Source organism: Streptomyces sp. NBC_00510 (assembly GCA_036013505.1).
Classification (GTDB): Bacteria; Actinomycetota; Actinomycetes; order Streptomycetales; family Streptomycetaceae; genus Actinacidiphila.
The window spans coordinates 5,765,809-5,782,722 of record CP107851.1; the positions used below are offsets into that span (position 1 = coordinate 5,765,809).

The following is a 16,914-nucleotide window of genomic DNA, read 5'->3' on the forward strand; positions in this document are numbered from 1 at the left end:
TCGTCCTGTCCTGCGGTGGGTGGTCAGCCGGTGTTGCGCAGGCCGGCCGCCACGCCGTTCACCGTCAGCAGCAGCGCGCGGGCGAGCAGCGGGTCGGGCTCCTCGCCGCGGGCGGCGGCCTCGCGCTGCCGGTGCAGCAGCGCCACCTGGAGGTAGGAGATCGGGTCGAGGTAGGCGTCCCGGATCCGGAAGGTCTGCTGGAGCACCGGCTGCGCGTCCAGCAGCTTCGCCTCACCGGTGATCCGCAGCACCTCGGCGACCGTCAGCTCGTGCTCGGCCTTGATGACGTCGAAGACGTGCTTGAGTTCGCCGGGCACCAGGGTGCCGACGTAGTGCTCGGCGATCCGCAGGTCCGTCTTGGCCAGCGTCATCTCGACGTTGGACAGGAAGTTCCGGAAGAAGTGCCACTGCTCGTACGCCTCGGCGATGTCCGTCTCCCGGCCCGCCTCGCGGGCGGCCTTCAGGCCCGAGCCGACGCCGAACCAGCCCGGCACGATCTGCCGCGACTGCGTCCAGCCGAACACCCACGGGATGGCCCGCAGCCCGTCCAGGCCCGCCCCGCTGTCCGGGCGGCGCGAGGGGCGCGAGCCCAGGTGCAGCTCGGCCAGCTGGTCCACGGGGGTGGAGGCGAAGAAGTACGCGGGCAGGTCCGGGTCCTCCACCAGCCGCCGGTAGGCGGAGTGCGCGGCGTCGGAGACCACGTCCATGGCCGCGTCCCAGCGGGACAGCGCCTCCTCGGACTGGCGGGGCGCGGTGTGCAGCGCCGAGGCCTGCAGCGTGGCCGCGACCGTCAGCTCCAGGTTCTCCCTCGCCAGGGACGGGATCAGGTACTTGTCGGAGATGACCTCGCCCTGCTCGGTCACCTTGATCTCGCCCTCCAGCGTGCCCCACGGCTGCGCCAGGATCGCGTCGTGCGTCGGGCCGCCGCCCCGGCCGACGGTGCCGCCGCGGCCGTGGAAGAGCCGCAGCCGCACGCCGTGGCGGTGCGCCACGTCGCGCAGGCTCCGCTGCGCCCGGTGGATCTCCCACTGCGAGGTGGTGATGCCGCCGAACTTGGAGCTGTCGCTGTAGCCGAGCATGACCTCCTGCACGTCGCCGCGGAGCGAGACGAGCTTGCGGTACGAGGGGTCGGAGAGCATCTCGTCGAGCAGCCTGTCGGCGACCTTCAGCTCGTCGGTGGTCTCCAGCAGCGGCACGATCCCGATCTTGGCGATCCCCGCGTGCAGGTCGATCAGCCCGGCCTCGCGGGCCAGCACCGCCGCCGCGAAGACGTCGTCGGAGCCCAGGCACATCGAGATGATGTACGACTCGATCACCTCCGGCCCGAACCGCTCGAAGGACTCCCGCACGGTGTCGAAGACGCCCAGCGTCTTCGCCCCCGCCGCGTCGAGCGGCGCCGGGGACGGCGCCAGCGGCCGCCGCGAGCGCAACTCCTTGGCGAGCAGCCTGCGCCGGTAGTCCCGCGGCATGTCCGCGTACCGCCAGGACTCCTCGCCGAGCCGGTCGAAGAGCTGGCCGAGGGCGTGGTGGTGGGCGTCGGCGTGCTCGCGGACGTCCATCGTGGCCAGCTGCAGGCCGAAGGCGGCCAGCGTGCGGATGGTGCGGTCCAGACGGCCGTCCGCGATCAGCTCACCGCGGTTGGCGCGCAGCGAGTCCTGCACCAGACGCAGGTCGGCCAGGAGGCCGCCGGTGCCGAGGTAGTCGCGGCCGGGCACGTGCGGCGTGCCGCCGGCCAGCCGCTCCCGGGTGTTGAGCAGCTTCTGCCGGATGCAGGTGGCCTTGAGGCGGTAGGGCTCCTCCGCGTTCAGCCGCTTGTAGCGGGGGCTGATCTCCGGGAGGCGCTGCAGGTCCTGCTCCAGGTCGGCCAGCAGCTCGGGCGAGGCGCCCGAGTTGCGGATCGAGTTGGACAGCGCCGCCCGCAGGTCGTCGACCAGCTCCAGGGCGTCGGTGATGCCGTGCTCGTGCTGCAGGATCAGCACGTCCCAGGTGACCTGCGGGGTGACGTTGGGGTTGCCGTCCCGGTCGCCGCCGATCCAGGTGCCGAAGGTCAGCGGGCGGGTCTCCGCGGGCAGCGGCACACCGACCCGCTCCAGCTCGACCGCCAGGTCCTCCAGCACGTCGCCGACCGCGCCCGCGTGCAGCTCGTCCAGGTAGTAGATGGCGTTGCGCGCCTCGTCGGCGGGCTCGGGGCGCACGACGCGCAGTTCGTCGGTCTGCCAGAGCAGGTCGATGTTCTCCGCCAGACGCAGGTCGCTGCGGCGGCGGTCCCCGCCCGCCTCACCGGACTCGTCCAGCAGCGCGGCGATCACCCGCAGCTTGTTCAGCACGCTGCGGCGGGCCGCCTCGGTCGGGTGGGCGGTGAAGACCGGACGCACGTTGAGGTTGCGGACCGTCTGGCGCAGGTGCTCCGGGTCGGCGTCCTTGAGCAGGTCGGCCGTACGGGCCAGCAGCCCGCCGTCGGCCGCCCTGCGGGAACGCAGCTCACGGCCCCGGTGCACCTGCTCGGTGACGTTGGCGAGGTGGAAGTAGGTGGAGAACGCCCGTACCAGCTTGGCCGCGGTCTCCAGATCGGTCTCGCCGAGCAGGGCGGCGGCGGCCTCGCCGTCGCTGCGGGTCAGCGCCCGCACCCTCTCGACGAGGTCGAGGAGCTCCGGGCCCTCCTGCCGGACGAGCGTCCCGCCGAGGAGGTCCCCCAGGCGGCGGATGTCCGCGCGGAGGGGGGCGCTGCCGGTGGTGTTGTCGGCGCTGCTCACAGGTGCGGCTCCTCGTGCAGTGGAATGGTCGGCGGCATTGTCCGGACCGCGCTGTCCGACGGCACAAGGATAGGTCGGGGCCGCCCCCCGGACCGGGGCTGACCGCCAGGCGGACACCGTCGCGTCTAGGCTGGTCCGTATGAGTACGACGGGGGAGTACGTACCGGACGGGGCCGGCGGACGAAGCCGGGTGGTCGCCGGGCCGTGGTGGTGGCCCAGGCGGCGCAGCATGGTGCTCGACGTGTCCCTGGCCTTCGTCTCGGCCGTGGAATGCCTCCTGGAAGGCGCGGCCTTCGCCGAGAAGTCCGGGGTCTCGCCGGTCGTCACGGGTCTGTTCGGCCTGCTGGTCGGCTCGGTGCTGGTGCTCCGCAGGCGCTGGCCGGTCCTGGTCGTCCTGGTCTCCATCGCCGTCACGCCGGCCCAGATGGGCATCCTGCTGAGCATCGTGGGCCTCTACACCCTGGCCGCCTCCGACGTACCGCGGCGGATCATCGCGGTGCTGTCGGGGATGACCATGCTCGGCATGCTGATCGTCACCTTCCTGGAGATGCACGGTGACCTCGGCGGCGCGGCGTACCACGCGCCGCTGGCCGTGGTCGTCCTCACCTCCGTGCTCGCGGCGGTCGGCGTCACCGCGCCGCCGGTGCTGCTGGGCCTGTACGTCGGCGCACGTCGCCGGCTCGTGGAGAGCCTGCGGGAACGGGCGGACGGCCTGGAGCGGGAGCTGTCCCTGCTGGCCGAGACGGCCACGAGCTCCGCGGAGCGTGCCCGTATGGAGGAGCGCACCCGCATCGCGCGCGAGATGCACGACGTGGTCGCACACCGGGTGAGCCTCATGGTCGTGCACGCGGCCGCGCTGCAGGCGATCGCCGTCAAGGACCCCGAGAAGGCCTCGGCCAGCGCGCAGCTCCTCGGGGACATGGGACGGCAGGCGCTCAACGAACTGCGCGAGATGCTGGGCGTCCTGCGGGCGGAGCCGGTGACGGCGGCACGGGCGGCGTCGGCGGGTGCGGCGGTCCGTGTCGTGGCCGCTGCGGAAACGATTGCGCCCGCCCCGGTTCCGGCCGCGGCCGGGGATGCCGAGACGGAGGACGAGCAGGGGCCGTGCCTGGCCGAGCTCAGGCGGCTGCTCGACGAGTCGCGGGCCACCGGGATGGACGTCGAGCTCACGGTGGAGGGGGAGGAGCGTCCGCTGGCGGCGCGGGTCGAGGCCACGGTCTACCGCGTCGTGCAGGAGGCGCTCACCAACGTCCACAAGCACGCGCCCGGCGCGTGGGCCCGCATCCGCCTCGCCTACCGCGAGGCGGAGGTCGCGGTCCTGGTGCAGAACGGGCCCTCCGACGGAGCGCCCGCGCTGGTGCTGCCCAGCGGGGGCAACGGGCTGGTCGGCATGAAGGAGCGCGTCACGGCGCTCGGCGGGGGGTTCGCCGCCGGCACGACCCACGAGGGTGGGTTCCGCGTCTCCGCCATGCTTCCCGCGTAGCGAGTGCCCGGGGTTGTGGTTGCGGCCGGTTGTCGTGTGCGGGTTGGTTGCGCCTGCGGGCGGCTGCGTCGGGCTGCCCGGTGGGTTGTGTGCGGGTTGTTTGCGCCTGCGGCGGGCATCCCCCACCGCCCTCCCGATTGCCCGGCGCGGTCAGTGCGGGTCTCGCACCGTGTGCCTGGGTCGGGGCCGCGCCGGCGCACTCCCCCAGCCTTCGGCCGGGGGGACCCCCACAGCGCTCGCGGTTTACCCCGACATCGTTCGGCGCCCGGGTCCACCGCTCGTCGCTTCCGGGCGCACCCCGCCACACCCCCTCCCGATGTGTGGGCGCATGACGGCCGGTGGGGGGTGAGTAGGGCACCTGCGGCCACCCCGGACCGCTCTCTGAACCCCGTCCGGACGTCAGCCGCCTATACGACTGGAGGGGGTGTGGCGGGGTGTGCCCATGGGGGTCCCCCCAGCCGAAGGCTGGGGGAGACGAGCGGAGCACGGGGCGCCGAATGACGTAGGGCAGCGCCGCGAGCGCCGAGGTGGGGGTCCCCCCGGCCGAAGGCTGGGGGTGTACCCCGGCGCGGCACCGACCCCCAACGTACGCAGCGAGGCGGTCACTGACCGCGCCGGGCAATCGGGAGGGCGGCGGGGAAACCCCCAACCGCAACCACAACGGCGCCGCACACAACCACAGGCCGCAAGGGGCACCCCCAACGGCAAGGACAGGGCGGGCGCCGTCAGGTCGTGAGGCGGTGGGGGCGGGAGCCCGTCGTGAGGGCGCCCAGGGCCGCGTCGATGGTCGGGCCCAGATAGTAGTCGCCGGTGTGGTCGAGGCAGTAGACGCGTCCCTCGGCGTCGATCGCGAGCTGCCCGTGGCCCGCGGACTCCTCCCCGAGCGGGGCGACCTCCGTGTCGAGCGCGCTGCCGAGGTCGCCGAGGGTGCGCGCGAGGTGCAGCCCGTGGAGCGGGTCGACGCGGACCGTGCTGGGTGCGACGTGGCGGCCGGGGGAGGTGACGGCCGGCACGGTGAGGCCGCCGAACTCGGCCCAGGCTTCGACGGCGGCGGGGAAGACGCTGTGGCGGTGGCCGCCGGGGGAGACGTAGGCGCGGAGCGTGTCGGCCCAGACCTCGGCCTGGCGGATGTCCCAGCGGCCGGGCTGCCAGCCGGCGGCGTGCAGGGCCACGTCGACGCCGACGGGGAAGCGGGTCGAGTTCATTCGGCGTCGGCTCCCGGGTCGAAGGCGCGGACGCCGAAGTGCGCGAGCAGTGCCTCGCAGGAGCGGCAGGGCGGGGCGTAGGTGCCGTGGGCGGGGTCGCCGTCCTCGCGTATGCGGCGGGCGGTGAGCTTGGCGCCCTTGAGGGCCTTGCGGGCCTCGCCGTTCGTGAGCGGCTTGCGCGCGGCGCGCTTGCTGCGGGCGCCGTCGACGGTGGTGAGGTGGCGGGACAGCAGCACCGGCTCGGGACATCGCCCGGTGAAGCGCTCACGCTGCGCGACGGGGAGGGCGTCGAGGACGTCCTGGACGAGCGGGTGGAGCGGGGGCGGCTGGTCCGCCTTCACGCCGGTGCAGGTGAGGACCTCGTCCCTGACGGACAGCGCGGCGGCGACCGCCGGCAGGATCCCGTCGCGCCGGTGGCGCAGCGCCGGTGGCGCGGGCGCTTCGTCGGCTCCCCAGTTGAGCCGCGGATCCGCGGCGTCTCTCGTCAGCATCTTCGTACGGCCCTCCGATCCGTCCTCGCGTCGAGGACGTCCCCCTATGTGCGTAAGACTGCCAAACGGACAAGGCGTTACGGAAGTCGGTTGTGAGGTGAGAGGTTTACTTTGTGCCGGATGTCACGGCACTGTGGGGAGATGCGTATCGTCGTCCGGTGTGCTGCCGCAGTGGTGCTCCTTGCGTTGGCCAGTGGTTGTACGGATAGTAGCGCCGGGTCGGACGGGAGCGGGGCCAAGCCCACGGAGAACGGCCGGGATTCGACCACGGCCTCCACGGGAGGGGCACAACGCACGCTCACCGCGGCCCGGTTGGAGGCGGCGTTGATCACCTCCGCCGATGTGCCCGGCTACGTGGTGACGGGCGGCGCGGGCGGCGTGCCGGGTCCCGAGGAGTCGCTGACCGCGGACCGGCCCGGGTGCCGACCCCTGTCCGACCCCGTGAGCAGCCGGCCCGCCCGGCCGCGCACGGCCCAGGTGACGGCCGCCGTCACCACGCGCGGGGCGCTCGGCGGTGACGGCGGGCTGGACCTGCTGCTGCTCGCCGCCCACCGGCCCGGCGAGGCGGGCGAGGTCGTCGGCGGCATCACCGCCGCCCTGAGGCAGTGCCGTTCCTTCGGGACGACGGACGGGGAGGGGCGCACCCGGCACTTCGCCGTCCGTCCCGTGCGGGCCCCCGCGGTGGGCGACGAGGCGGTCGCCTACGTGATGACCGACACCGCCGACGCCACGAGGGGCACCGCCACCGTCACCGTCGTGCGCACCGGGGGCAGCACGGCCACCTACGTCACGGTCAAGCCGTCCGGAGACCCCGGGGGACCGCCCCTCGCCGTCGCGCGCGCCCAGCACGGGAAACTCGCCGCGGCCGCCGTACACCCGTGACCGGAACCAGCTCAAGCGCCTCTTGCCACACCCCATAGGCTGTGCCCAACACCGGATCCAGCATGGGGGCATCGGCAATGACGACAGGTCGGCCCGGGTATCGGGCCGCGCCACCGAACGCGGCTTACGCCGGTCAGATCGTGCACTTCCCGGACCCGGTACGGCGCGCCCGCCACCCGCAGGGCGTACGCGTGGACGAGCGCGGCTTCCCCGACTTCTCGGCGTACGCCCGCGCGGCGGCCGAGATCGCCGAACCGCCGGACGGCTTCGGCATCGACGAACTCCGGCTGACCGACTACGTGTCGGCCAACGCCGCGCAGCACGCCGCCGGTCACGAGCTGTGGGGCAGCCTGTCCCCCGTCGCCACGCCGCACGGGTGGAGCTGGCACCACGTCGCCGGCAGCCGCCGTCTGGAGCTGATCCCCGCCGAGGTCAAGTCGTTGCTGCGGCACCACGGGGGCCTGGCCACCACCGCCTCCGCCGACCACGACAAGCGCGGCACCCGGCCGCTCCAGGAGACCCGGCCGGTCCACTTCGGCGTGCGCAAGGACGGGGTCGCCGTCACCGAGCAGCAGGTCCGGGACGTCGAGGAGGAGCTCGGCTACCGGCTGCCCGGCGCGTACCGCACCTTCCTCAAGGCGGCGGGCGGCAGCGCACCGCGCGGCGTCGCCCTGCTGCCCATGCTGGGACTCCTCGTCGACCAGCCCTTCTTCACCGTGCGGGACGAGGCGGCGGCCAACGACCTCGGCTACGTCAACAAGTGCCTGCGGGACCACCTCACCAAGGACTACCTGGCGATTTCCTACGTCCAGGGCGGTGTGCTCGCCGTGAAGGCGCGCGGCGCCGACCTGGGTTCCATGTGGCTGTGCCCGTACGACGACGTGCGGGACGCCGACGGCGCCTTCGGCTCCACCGAGGAGCGGGTCACCGGGCTGCTGCTGCCCTGCGGCGAGGACTTCGACGCCTTCCTGGCCGCGCTCGCCGGCGACCCGCCGGAGCTGGAGACGGTGGCGAACCTGATGGTGGACGGCGGCTTCGCCCGCGCCGTCCCGGTGGAGGGGTGAGGCAGCACATGGTCACGTTCGCGGAGGCGCAGGAACGCGCCGAGCGGTGGATCAACGCCGACGTCCCGGCCTACCTCGCGCGTGAGGTGCAGGTGCGGGAGTTCGACCGGGGCTTCGTGGTCTGGTCCGAGCCGAGGGACGGCGGTCCGACCTCGGACGACGGGGAGACCCGCATCGTCATCGCCCGGGACAGCGGCGACGCCACGCTCTGGCCCGCGCTGCCCGTGGGCGAGATCATCCGCCGCTGGGAGGAGATCTACGGCGCCGCGGCCGGCGCGGTCGCGGACGCCGTGCCGGAGCGGCCCCGGCGGATCGACCTGGAGGCGACGTCCTTCCTGCTGAGCCCGCCGCAGTGGCTGCAGGACGCGGCCGACCGGCTCGGCATCCCCGACCGTCGTGACGTTCCGGACGGCGCCCTGGGCGACACCGTCCCCACACCGCCGCGCGCCCCGGCCCCGGTCACCACGCCCGGTCCCGCCACGCCCACCCAGCCGTACGTCCCGACCCCGACCCCGCCGATGCCGATGCCGTACGGCGGCGCGCCCACCCCGCCGCCCGCGGCGTGGCGGGACGCCAACGACAGCCAGGGCGCGGGGGCGTCCGTGCCGCCGCCGGCGACCGTCTACGCGCCGCCGATCAGCGACTCGGACGACGCCCACACCCCGCCGCCGATGACGAGCGCCGACGCCAGCACCGAGCGGCTGCCCGGTGTGGCGGAGGCCGGGACGCCGCTGCCGCGGCCCCAGGCACAGGGCGGTTACGGCTACCCCGGCGCCGGAGGCGGCACACCGCCCCCGCCTCCGCCGCCCCCACCGGCTCCCGGGCCCGGCGCCTACGGTTACCCGGGCGGCTCGTCCACGCCCCCGCCGCCGGGGCCCCCGCCCTCCCCGTTCGGCGGTCCGGCCGTGGCCCCGCCGCCCCCGCCGCCGGTGGCCCAGCAGGGCCCGCCCCCGCCGCCGCCCGCGCCGTCCACCCCCGCCAGGCCCGCTCCCGGGGACGTGCACCACGCCGCGACGATGCTGTCCCGCCCGGACGGCCCGCCTCCCCCGCCCCCGCCGCCGCCCGGTCCCGGCCGCGGCGCCGCCGACGTGTCCGCCGCCGAGACCTCGAAGGCCGGTCCGCCCGGTCCGCCTGCGCCGCCGCCCGGTCCGGGCGTGCCCGGCACCCCTGCCGCCGGGTACGTGCCCACGCAGCTGGTGCAGCAGCTCCCCGCGAACGACCGGCCCGGTCCGCCCGCACCGCCGCAGCCGGCGGCCGGGGACGTGCACCAGGCCGCGACGATGCTGTCCCGTCCTGACGGCCCCGCCGGTGCGTCGGCACCGCCCCCGCCCCCTCCGCCGCCCGGTCCCGTCGCGGCGCCGCCGCAGCCCCCGGCGTACGGCTACCCCCAGCAGGCCCAGCCACAGCCGCCCACCGGGGTGCCCACGGTCGGCCCCGGCTACCTGGCCGTGCTCCGCTACCGCGCGCAGGACGGCTCGGAACAGCAGCTGATGCGCCGCTCCGCACCCGGCACGCCGCACCCGGAGTGGCAGATCCTGCACGAGCTGCGCGCCCTCGGCGTGCCGCCGCAGGCGGTGCTGGAGCTGCACACGGAGCTGGAGTCGTGCGACCTGCCGGGCGGCTACTGCGCCCGGATGATCCGCGAGACCTGGCCCCAGGTGCGGATCAGCAGTACCGCCCCCTACGGCAAGGACCACGCGAGCCGTCGCGCGGGCGTGCAGCACCTGCTGACGCACCTCGGCGAGCTGCACCAGGTGGCCAGTGCCCCGGCGCACGCGCACCCGCACCGGGTGCCGCTGCCCGAGCCGCACCAGGTCCAGCGGGTCCCCCCGATCCCGCTGGACGCGATCGGGCAGGAACTGGCGCAGTCCTTCGGGCCGCAGGGCGTGTTCCGCTTCGACCAGCGGGCGGTCGCCCGCCAGGGCGTGCCGGACCTCGTCGCGCAGACGCTCACCTGGTCCGGGCTGCCGGTGGACTTCGGGCCGTTCTTCTGGGCCCAGGCCCAGCCGGGGCGGCCGGTGCCGACCCTGGCGGAGCTGGCGGCCGAGCGCGGCGTGCAGCCGGCCCCCGACGCGGGCTCGTACCTGGTGATGGGCAATGACTTCGGCCGCCAGCTGTGCGTGCAGTACGGCACGGCGCACATCGTCGCGGTGCCGCTGGAGGCCGGGCCGGGCGGTGCGGCTCCCGTGCCGCAGTTCGTCAACTCCAGCCTCCCGGAGTTCGTCCGCTGCCTGGCACTGCTCGGGAAGATGTGGCGCTGGCGGCTGGGCCTGACACCCGAGCAGGCGGGCCGCTGGACGGTCGACTTCCAGAACCAGCTGGCCGCGCTCGACCCGGCGGCGGTGGCGTCGCCCGAGCACTGGTGGCCGGTGCTGATCGAGCAGATGTGGGACGGGATGCTCTAGGTCCCCGTACGGCGTCGCTCCGGCCGGTCTGCGGGCCGGTCGGAGTGTCGCGTTATGGGTAAATCCGGCAAATCCCCGAGAATAGGGGTATGAGCACGGCACACCCCCGCGGCGGCCACGGCTTCGCCACCGTCCGTGGCCGCGGGTACCGCACCGAACAGGTCGACCGCTTCCTGGAGGAGCTGTCCGAGGACCGCGACGCTGCCTGGGAGCGTGCCGCGCGGCTCACCGTCCTGGCCAACGAGATGACCGCGGAGTGCGCCGCGCTGCGCGAGGCGGTCTCCACGCTCTCGCCGCCCACGTACGAATCCCTCGGGAAGGGCGCGCTGGACCTGCTGCGGCTGGTCGAGGAGGAGGCCACCTCCGTACGTGAGCAGGCCGAGGAGGAGGCCCGGCACGCGCACGACGCGGCCGCGGCCGCCCGCCGCACGCTCATGGACGAGGCCCGCGCGGCCGCCCACGCCCGCCGCGGCACCGCCGACGAGCAGGCCGAGCAGGTGCTGGAGCAGGCCCGCGCCGACGCCGGGCGCGTGCTCGGCGACGCCCGCGAGGAGACCGGCCTGCTGCGGGACGAGGTCGCCCGGGAGCTCGACGCCGCGCGGCGGGAGGGCGAACAGGCGCTCGCCGAACTGGAGAAGGAGCACCGCGAGCGCTTCGACACCCAGGAGCACGAACTCGCGGAGGGCGAGGCCGGGGTCGATTCGCGCCTCGCCGAACTCACCTCCTACGCCGAGGCCATGGTGGACGACGCCCGCCGGGCCCTGGCGGAGACGGAGGAGGCCGCGCGGCGCCGCCAGGAGGAGGCCGACGCCACCGCCGCGGAACTCCTCGCCCAGGCCCGGGTGCGGGAGGAGCGCATCCGTCTCGCCGCCGAACGAGAACTGCGCGAGCACGAGGTCCGCCGGGAGGAGATCCGCGAGCACCTCGCCCACGTCCGCGGCAGCCTCGCCGCCCTCACCGGCCGCGAGACCCCCGACGCCGAGGAGGAACCGGGCCCCGCCTCCCCCGACGTGCCCTCCCCCTCACCCGGGGACGATCAGGAACCGTCGTAGGCGGGGAGCTCCCCGCTGTGCCGCCGCAGCCGCAGGGCGATCGGCTCATGCCGGTTGACGGGCGACATCGTCAACGTGATGACGCCCTCGCCGATCTCCACCGCCCAGGTGTCCTCGCGCTCCCTCAACTCGTCGGCGATGACCCGCATGCGCGCGTAGGTCTTCGCCTCCATGGGCTCACCGTACCGCCGGGTCCTCCTCCAGGACCGGGAAGCGGCGGGGGGCCACCAGGAGGACGGCGGCCAGGGACAGGACCGCCGCGACGGCCGCGCCGGCGTAGACGTGGTTGACCGCCGCCGCGACGGCGCGGCGCACGTGGTCGTCGATGTGCGCGGCGCCGGCGATGGAGTCGAGGTCGGTGCCGGAGCCGTGCAGGCGGGAGGCGAGGGTGGCGTTGGCGACGGCGCCGAAGACGGCCGCGCCGACGCTCTGGCCGACCTGGCGGCAGAAGAGGATCGACGAGGTGGCGGTGGCCCGTTCGCTCCACGGGACGGTGGACTGCACGCCGACGATCAGGGGGAGCTGGAAGAGCCCGAGGGCGGCACCGAGCAGCAGCATCACCAGGGTGGGCTGCCAGGCGGGGCCGGCGTACGGGAGCAGCACCAGGACGACGAGCACGACGGTGGCGGCCGCCATGCCCAGGGCGGCGGTGTTGCGGAAGCCGATGCGCAGGTAGACGCGGTTGCTGAGGGCGGCGGACAGCGGCCAGCTGAGCGTCATCACCGACAGCACGAAGCCCGCCGCGATCGGCCCGAGCCCGAGCACGGTCTGGGCGTACGTGGGGAGGAAGACCGTCGGCGCCACCATGAGGACGCCGAGCATGCCCAGGGCCAGGTTGACGGCGACGATCACCCGGCGCCGCCAGACCCAGCCGGGGATGATCGGCTCGGCGGCCCGGCGCTCGGCCCACACGGTGAGGGCGCCCAGGACGAGGCTGCCGCCGAGCAGCCACCACCGGGCGGGCCCGCCCTGGACGAGGCCGGTGATCAGCAGCCCGCCGGAGAGGAAGAGCAGCAGCGCGCCGGGCCAGTCGACGCGGTGCCGGGTTCGCTCGCCGACCCGCTCGCGCAGATGACGGGAGATGAGCAGGAGCGCGACCGCCCCGACGGGCAGGTTGATCAGGAAGATCCAGCGCCAGCTGGCGTACCCGGCGAACAGCCCGCCGCACAGCGGCCCGAGGACGGCGGAGACCGCCCAGACCGTGGAGATCGCCGCCTGGATGCGGCCGCGCTCCCTCAGCGGGTACAGGTCGCCGGCGATCGTCTGCACGGTCCCCTGGATGGCGCCGCCGCCGAGCCCCTGCACGATGCGGAAGGCGATCAGTCCGGCCATGTTCCACGCCCCGGCGCACAGCACGGAACCGAGCAGGAAGATCCCGATGCCGGTCAGCAGCACGGGCTTGCGGCCGAAGGTGTCGGCGAGCTTGCCGTAGACCGGGAGGGTCACCGTGACCGCGAGCAGGTAGCCGGAGAAGAGCCAGGAGAAGACGGAGAAGCCGCCCAGCTCGCCGACGATCTGCGGCACCGCGGTGGAGATGATCGTGGAGTCCATCGCCGCCAGCGCCATGGCCATCATCAGCGCGGCGACCACCGGGCCGCGCCGCTGCGGCGCCTTCCCGGAAGCGGTGGCGGCTGCGGTCGCGGTCTGCTCGGTGCGCTCCACGGGACCCCCTGGTTGTGTGTACGACACACGATTTCATGCCGGCCCCCCGTGCGCACAGGGGGTTCCCGCAGGCCGGACGGCGGGGCTTGAACCTCCCGCGACCGGAGGGTGCAGGCTCGACCCCGAGCCGGGTCCGCCGAAAGGTGCAGTCCCCCTAGGGGTCCCACCGAACTTTCTCCTACCCCCGGTTCGTACCGGCGGAGGACGAGGGAGCCCTCCTGGGCTCCCTAGCCTTCTGGTGGGGGTAACCCCCGGGCCGATACGGAGACCCGCACCATCGTTCCGGCCCCCTCCCCGAAGCCAGTCTTGGTACGCGACGCAGCACGCCCGGAAACGGCGGCGCACCACTCGAACAGGAGCATCCACGTGACAACGGCAGTATCGATTCCCAAGTCCGGGGGCAGCGGAGAACGTACGGCCGTGGCCGCCCGGGCCCGTCAGGTCACCAAGGCGTACGGCTCGGGCGAGACCCGGGTCGTGGCCCTGGACGCGGTCGACGTCGACATCGACCGCGGCCGCTTCACCGCGATCATGGGGCCCTCCGGCTCCGGCAAGTCGACCCTGATGCACTGCCTCGCCGGTCTCGACACCGTGACCGACGGCCGGATCTGGGTCGGTGAGACCGAGATCACCAAGCTGAAGGACAAGAAGCTCACCCAGCTGCGGCGGGACAAGATCGGCTTCATCTTCCAGGCCTTCAACCTGCTGCCGACCCTGAACGCGGCCGAGAACATCACGCTGCCCATGGACATCGCCGGCCGCAAGGCCGACCCCCAGTGGCTGCAGCGGGTCGTGGAGACTGTAGGCCTGGCCGGCCGCCTCAAGCACCGGCCCGGCCAGCTCTCCGGCGGTCAGCAGCAGCGCGTCGCCGTGGCCCGTGCCCTCGCGGCCCGGCCGGAGATCATCTTCGGTGACGAGCCGACCGGCAACCTCGACTCGCGCGCCGGCGCCGAGATCCTCGGCTTCCTGCGCCGCTCGGTCGACGAACTCGGCCAGACCATCGTCATGGTGACGCACGACCCGGTCGCCGCCTCGTACGCCGACCGCGTCCTCTACCTCGCCGACGGGCGGATCGTCGACGAGATGCGCGACCCGACCGCCGACTCCGTCCTGGAGCGCATGAAGGACTTCGACGCCCGCGGGAGGACGTCGTGACCGTCGTCAAGACCTCGATGCGCAACTTCGTCGCGCACAAGGGACGCATGGCGCTGTCCGCCATCGCCGTCCTCCTGTCGGTGGGCTTCGTCTGCGGCACGCTCGTCTTCACCGACACCATGACGTCCACCTTCGACAAGCTCTTCGCCGCCACCGCCTCGGACGTCACGGTCACGCCCAAGGGCGCGCCCGGCAACGACGAGATGCAGATGACCGCCAAGGCGGCCACCGTGCCCGCCGCCACCGTCGCGCGGCTGAAGGAGGTCGACGGCGTCAAGTCCGCGTCGGGCGAGGCCAACAGCCAGACCCTGACCGTCACCGACGCCGCCGGGGAGAACCTCGGCCCGACCTCCGGTGCTCCCACCATCGGCACCAACTGGGACTCCACCGAGCTGCGTTCGGTCGACGTCACCTCCGGCCACGCCCCGCGCGGCCCCACCGAGGTGATGGTCGACGCCGACACCGCCGACAAGAAGCACCTCGAACTGGGCGACGAACTGCGCGTGATCGCCATCCCCGGCGAGTTCCGGGCCCGGATCAGCGGCATCGCCACCTTCAAGGTCACCAACCCCGGTGCGGCGATCTTCTACTTCGACACCGCCACCACCCAGACCAAGCTGCTCGGCGCCAAGGACGTCTTCAGCAGCGTCGGGCTGACCGCGAAGCCCGGGGTCAGTGACGAGCAGCTGAAGAAGAACGTCACCGCCGCCCTCGGCTCCACCGCCGGCTACAAGGTGCAGACCCAGGCCGAGTGGACCGCCGAGAACCAGAACGACATCGCCGGCTTCCTCGACGTCATCAAGTACGCGATGCTCGGCTTCGCCGGGATCGCCGTCCTCGTCGGCGTCTTCCTCATCGTCAACACCTTCTCGATGCTGGTCGCCCAGCGCACCCGGGAGATCGGCCTGATGCGGGCCATCGGCGCCAGCCGCCGCCAGGTCAACCGCTCGGTGCTGGTCGAGGCGCTGCTGCTCGGCGTGGTGGGCTCCGTGCTCGGCATCGGCGGCGGCGTCGGGCTCGCCGTCCTGCTCATGAACCTCATGGGCAGCGCGGGCATGAACCTCGACACCTCCTCCCTGACGATCAAGGCCTCCACCCCGGTCATCGGGCTGGTCCTCGGCGTCGTGGTGACCGTCCTCGCCGCCTACCTGCCCGCCCGGCGGGCCGGCAAGGTCTCCCCGATGGCCGCGCTGCGCGACGCCGGCACCCCCGCCGACGCCCGCGCCGGCAGGGTGCGCGCCTCGATCGGCGTCGTCCTCACCCTCGCGGGCGCCGCCGCCCTCGTCGCCGCCGTGCAGGCCACCAAGGCCGCGGACGGCTCGATGTTCCTCGGCCTCGGCATCCTGCTCACCCTGGTCGGCTTCGTGGTCGTCGGGCCGCTGCTCGCCGGCGTCGTCGTCCGGGTGATCAGCGCGGGCGTCCTGCGGGTCTTCGGCCCGGTCGGCCGCCTCGCCGAGCGCAACGCGCTGCGCAACCCCCGGCGCACCGGCGCCACCGCCGCCGCCCTCATGATCGGCCTCGCGCTCGTCGCCGGCCTGTCGGTGGTCGGCTCCTCCATGGTGGCCTCGGCGACCGACCAGCTCGACAAGTCGGTGGGCGCGGACTTCATCATCGCCTCCGACAGCGGCCAGCCGATCACCCCGCAGATCGAGCAGGCCATCAAGGCCGCGCCGCACCTCGCCCACGTCACCGACTACAAGTCCCTCGACGTCAAGCTCACCGCCCCCGACGGGTCGGTGTCCGACACCTCCCTGTCCGCCGCGGACCCGACGTACGCCCAGGACCTCCAGGTCAAGACGGTCGCCGGCGAGCTGTCGGCCGCCTACGGCGCCAACGCGATGTCGGTCGGCGAGAACTTCGCCGACAAGCACAAGGTCAAGCTCGGGGACGAGCTCGCCGTCCGCTTCGCGCACGGCGAGACCGCCACGCTGACGGTCGCCGCCATCACCTCCGCGGACACCGTCTTCGACCAGGGCGCGATGTACACCAACATCACGACCGCGGCGCGCTACGTGCCGGCCGACCGGATGCCGATCAACGACATCATGTTCGCCGCCGCCAAGGACGGGCAGCAGGACGCGGCGTACGCCGGGCTCAAGAAGGCGCTGCACGACTTCCCGCAGGTCCAGGTCCGCAACCAGGCCGACTACAAGCAGCTGCTCAAGGACCAGATCGGCCAGCTGCTCAACCTGATCTACGGCCTGCTGGCCCTGGCGATCATCGTCGCGATCCTGGGCGTCGTGAACACCCTGGCCCTGTCGGTGGTGGAGCGCACCCGGGAGATCGGCCTCATGCGGGCGATCGGCATGTCGCGGCGGCAGCTGCGGCGCATGATCCGCCTGGAGTCGATCGTCATCGCCCTCTTCGGCGCGGTGCTCGGCCTCGGCCTCGGCATGGGCTGGGGCGCCTCGGCCCAGCAGCTGCTGGCGCTCCAGGGGCTCGGGATCCTGGAGATCCCCTGGCCGACGATCATCACCGTCTTCATCGGCTCGGCCTTCGTCGGACTCGCCGCGGCGCTGGTGCCCGCGTTCCGGGCGGGGCGGATGAACGTGCTGGGCGCGATCGCGACGGAGTAGCGCGCGGAGCGCGCTGCGGCCCCGGGTACGCGCCTTGCGTGCCCGGGGCCGCCGTCGTGTGCGGCGCCGCGTTTGTTGCGGTGGGGGATGCCCGCCGCAGGCGCGAACGACCCGCACACGACCACCGGGCAGCCCGGCGCGGCCACCCGCAGGCGCGAAGACTCGCACTGACCGCCCCGGGTGGGA

At 73.8% G+C, this 16,914-nt stretch carries 12 protein-coding genes; 7 read left to right on the forward strand and 5 right to left on the reverse strand.

Annotated features, from left to right (window positions below):
* Positions 1 to 23 precede the first annotated feature (23 nt).
* Entirely contained in the window at positions 24 to 2,753 is a 2,730-nt protein-coding gene (gene ppc, locus OG937_26125; GenBank protein ID WUD74925.1) for a phosphoenolpyruvate carboxylase, read from the reverse strand.
* A gap of 139 nt (positions 2,754 to 2,892) precedes the next feature.
* Between ppc and OG937_26130 the strand changes: the two genes are divergently transcribed.
* The gene (locus tag OG937_26130; protein WUD74926.1) at positions 2,893 to 4,236 is read left to right on the forward strand and encodes a histidine kinase; all 1,344 of its coding nucleotides are present in this window, start codon (positions 2,893 to 2,895) and stop codon (positions 4,234 to 4,236) included.
* A 725-nt stretch (positions 4,237 to 4,961) separates the two neighbouring features.
* Here the strand turns inward: OG937_26130 and OG937_26135 are convergent.
* Positions 4,962 to 5,441, reverse strand: coding sequence for an SUKH-3 domain-containing protein (locus OG937_26135; GenBank protein WUD74927.1), 480 nt, complete (start codon positions 5,439 to 5,441; stop codon positions 4,962 to 4,964).
* A complete protein-coding gene (locus tag OG937_26140; GenBank protein WUD74928.1) occupies positions 5,438 to 5,932 on the reverse strand; it encodes a YwqJ-related putative deaminase in 495 nt (164 codons plus the stop codon). Before OG937_26140 ends, OG937_26135 begins: the two co-directional genes overlap by 4 nt.
* Before the next feature lie 324 nt (positions 5,933 to 6,256).
* Here OG937_26140 and OG937_26145 point away from each other — a divergent pair, with 324 nt between their 5' ends.
* The 4 genes from OG937_26145 (at position 6,257) to OG937_26160 (ending at position 11,335) form a co-directional block, all read left to right on the forward strand.
* Entirely contained in the window at positions 6,257 to 6,814 is a 558-nt protein-coding gene (locus OG937_26145; protein WUD74929.1) for a hypothetical protein, read from the forward strand.
* Between the two features lie 77 nt (positions 6,815 to 6,891).
* A complete protein-coding gene (locus OG937_26150; GenBank protein ID WUD74930.1) occupies positions 6,892 to 7,878 on the forward strand; it encodes an SMI1/KNR4 family protein in 987 nt (328 codons plus the stop codon).
* Between the two features lie 8 nt (positions 7,879 to 7,886).
* Positions 7,887 to 10,283, forward strand: coding sequence for an SUKH-4 family immunity protein (locus OG937_26155; protein ID WUD74931.1), 2,397 nt, complete (start codon positions 7,887 to 7,889; stop codon positions 10,281 to 10,283).
* An 89-nt stretch (positions 10,284 to 10,372) separates the two neighbouring features.
* Positions 10,373 to 11,335, forward strand: a complete 963-nt coding sequence (locus tag OG937_26160; GenBank protein ID WUD74932.1) for a DivIVA domain-containing protein — start codon at positions 10,373 to 10,375, stop codon at positions 11,333 to 11,335.
* Here OG937_26160 and OG937_26165 read toward each other — a convergent pair.
* Together OG937_26165 and OG937_26170 are read right to left on the reverse strand one after the other, a co-directional pair.
* On the reverse strand, positions 11,320 to 11,508 hold the full coding sequence (locus OG937_26165; protein WUD74933.1) for a hypothetical protein: 189 nt from the start codon (positions 11,506 to 11,508) through the stop codon (positions 11,320 to 11,322). The genes OG937_26160 and OG937_26165 overlap by 16 nt on opposite strands.
* A 4-nt stretch (positions 11,509 to 11,512) precedes the next feature.
* Positions 11,513 to 12,997 carry an MFS transporter gene (locus OG937_26170; protein WUD74934.1) on the reverse strand — a complete coding sequence of 495 codons (1,485 nt, stop codon included), beginning with the start codon at positions 12,995 to 12,997 and terminating at the stop codon, positions 11,513 to 11,515.
* Positions 12,998 to 13,363: 366 nt separating this feature from the next.
* On the opposite strand from OG937_26170, the gene OG937_26175 reads away from it, so the two are divergent.
* Positions 13,364 to 14,152, forward strand: a complete 789-nt coding sequence (locus OG937_26175; protein ID WUD74935.1) for an ABC transporter ATP-binding protein — start codon at positions 13,364 to 13,366, stop codon at positions 14,150 to 14,152.
* A complete protein-coding gene (locus OG937_26180) occupies positions 14,149 to 16,728 on the forward strand; it encodes an ABC transporter permease (GenBank protein WUD74936.1) in 2,580 nt (859 codons plus the stop codon). The genes OG937_26175 and OG937_26180 overlap by 4 nt, the downstream gene beginning before the upstream one ends.
* Positions 16,729 to 16,914 lie beyond the last annotated feature (186 nt).

Excerpts from the sequence above, each read along its gene's own strand:
- OG937_26130 (WUD74926.1), top strand. The coding sequence starts at position 2,893 with ATGAGTACGACGGGGGAGTACGTACCGGACGGGGCCGGCGGACGAAGC.
- OG937_26150 (WUD74930.1), top strand. The coding sequence starts at position 6,892 with ATGACGACAGGTCGGCCCGGGTATCGGGCCGCGCCACCGAACGCGGCT.
- OG937_26165 (WUD74933.1), bottom strand. The coding sequence starts at position 11,508 with ATGGAGGCGAAGACCTACGCGCGCATGCGGGTCATCGCCGACGAGTTG.
- OG937_26135 (WUD74927.1), bottom strand. The coding sequence starts at position 5,441 with ATGAACTCGACCCGCTTCCCCGTCGGCGTCGACGTGGCCCTGCACGCC.
- OG937_26160 (WUD74932.1), top strand. The coding sequence starts at position 10,373 with ATGAGCACGGCACACCCCCGCGGCGGCCACGGCTTCGCCACCGTCCGT.
- OG937_26155 (WUD74931.1), top strand. The coding sequence starts at position 7,887 with ATGGTCACGTTCGCGGAGGCGCAGGAACGCGCCGAGCGGTGGATCAAC.
- OG937_26140 (WUD74928.1), bottom strand. The coding sequence starts at position 5,932 with ATGCTGACGAGAGACGCCGCGGATCCGCGGCTCAACTGGGGAGCCGAC.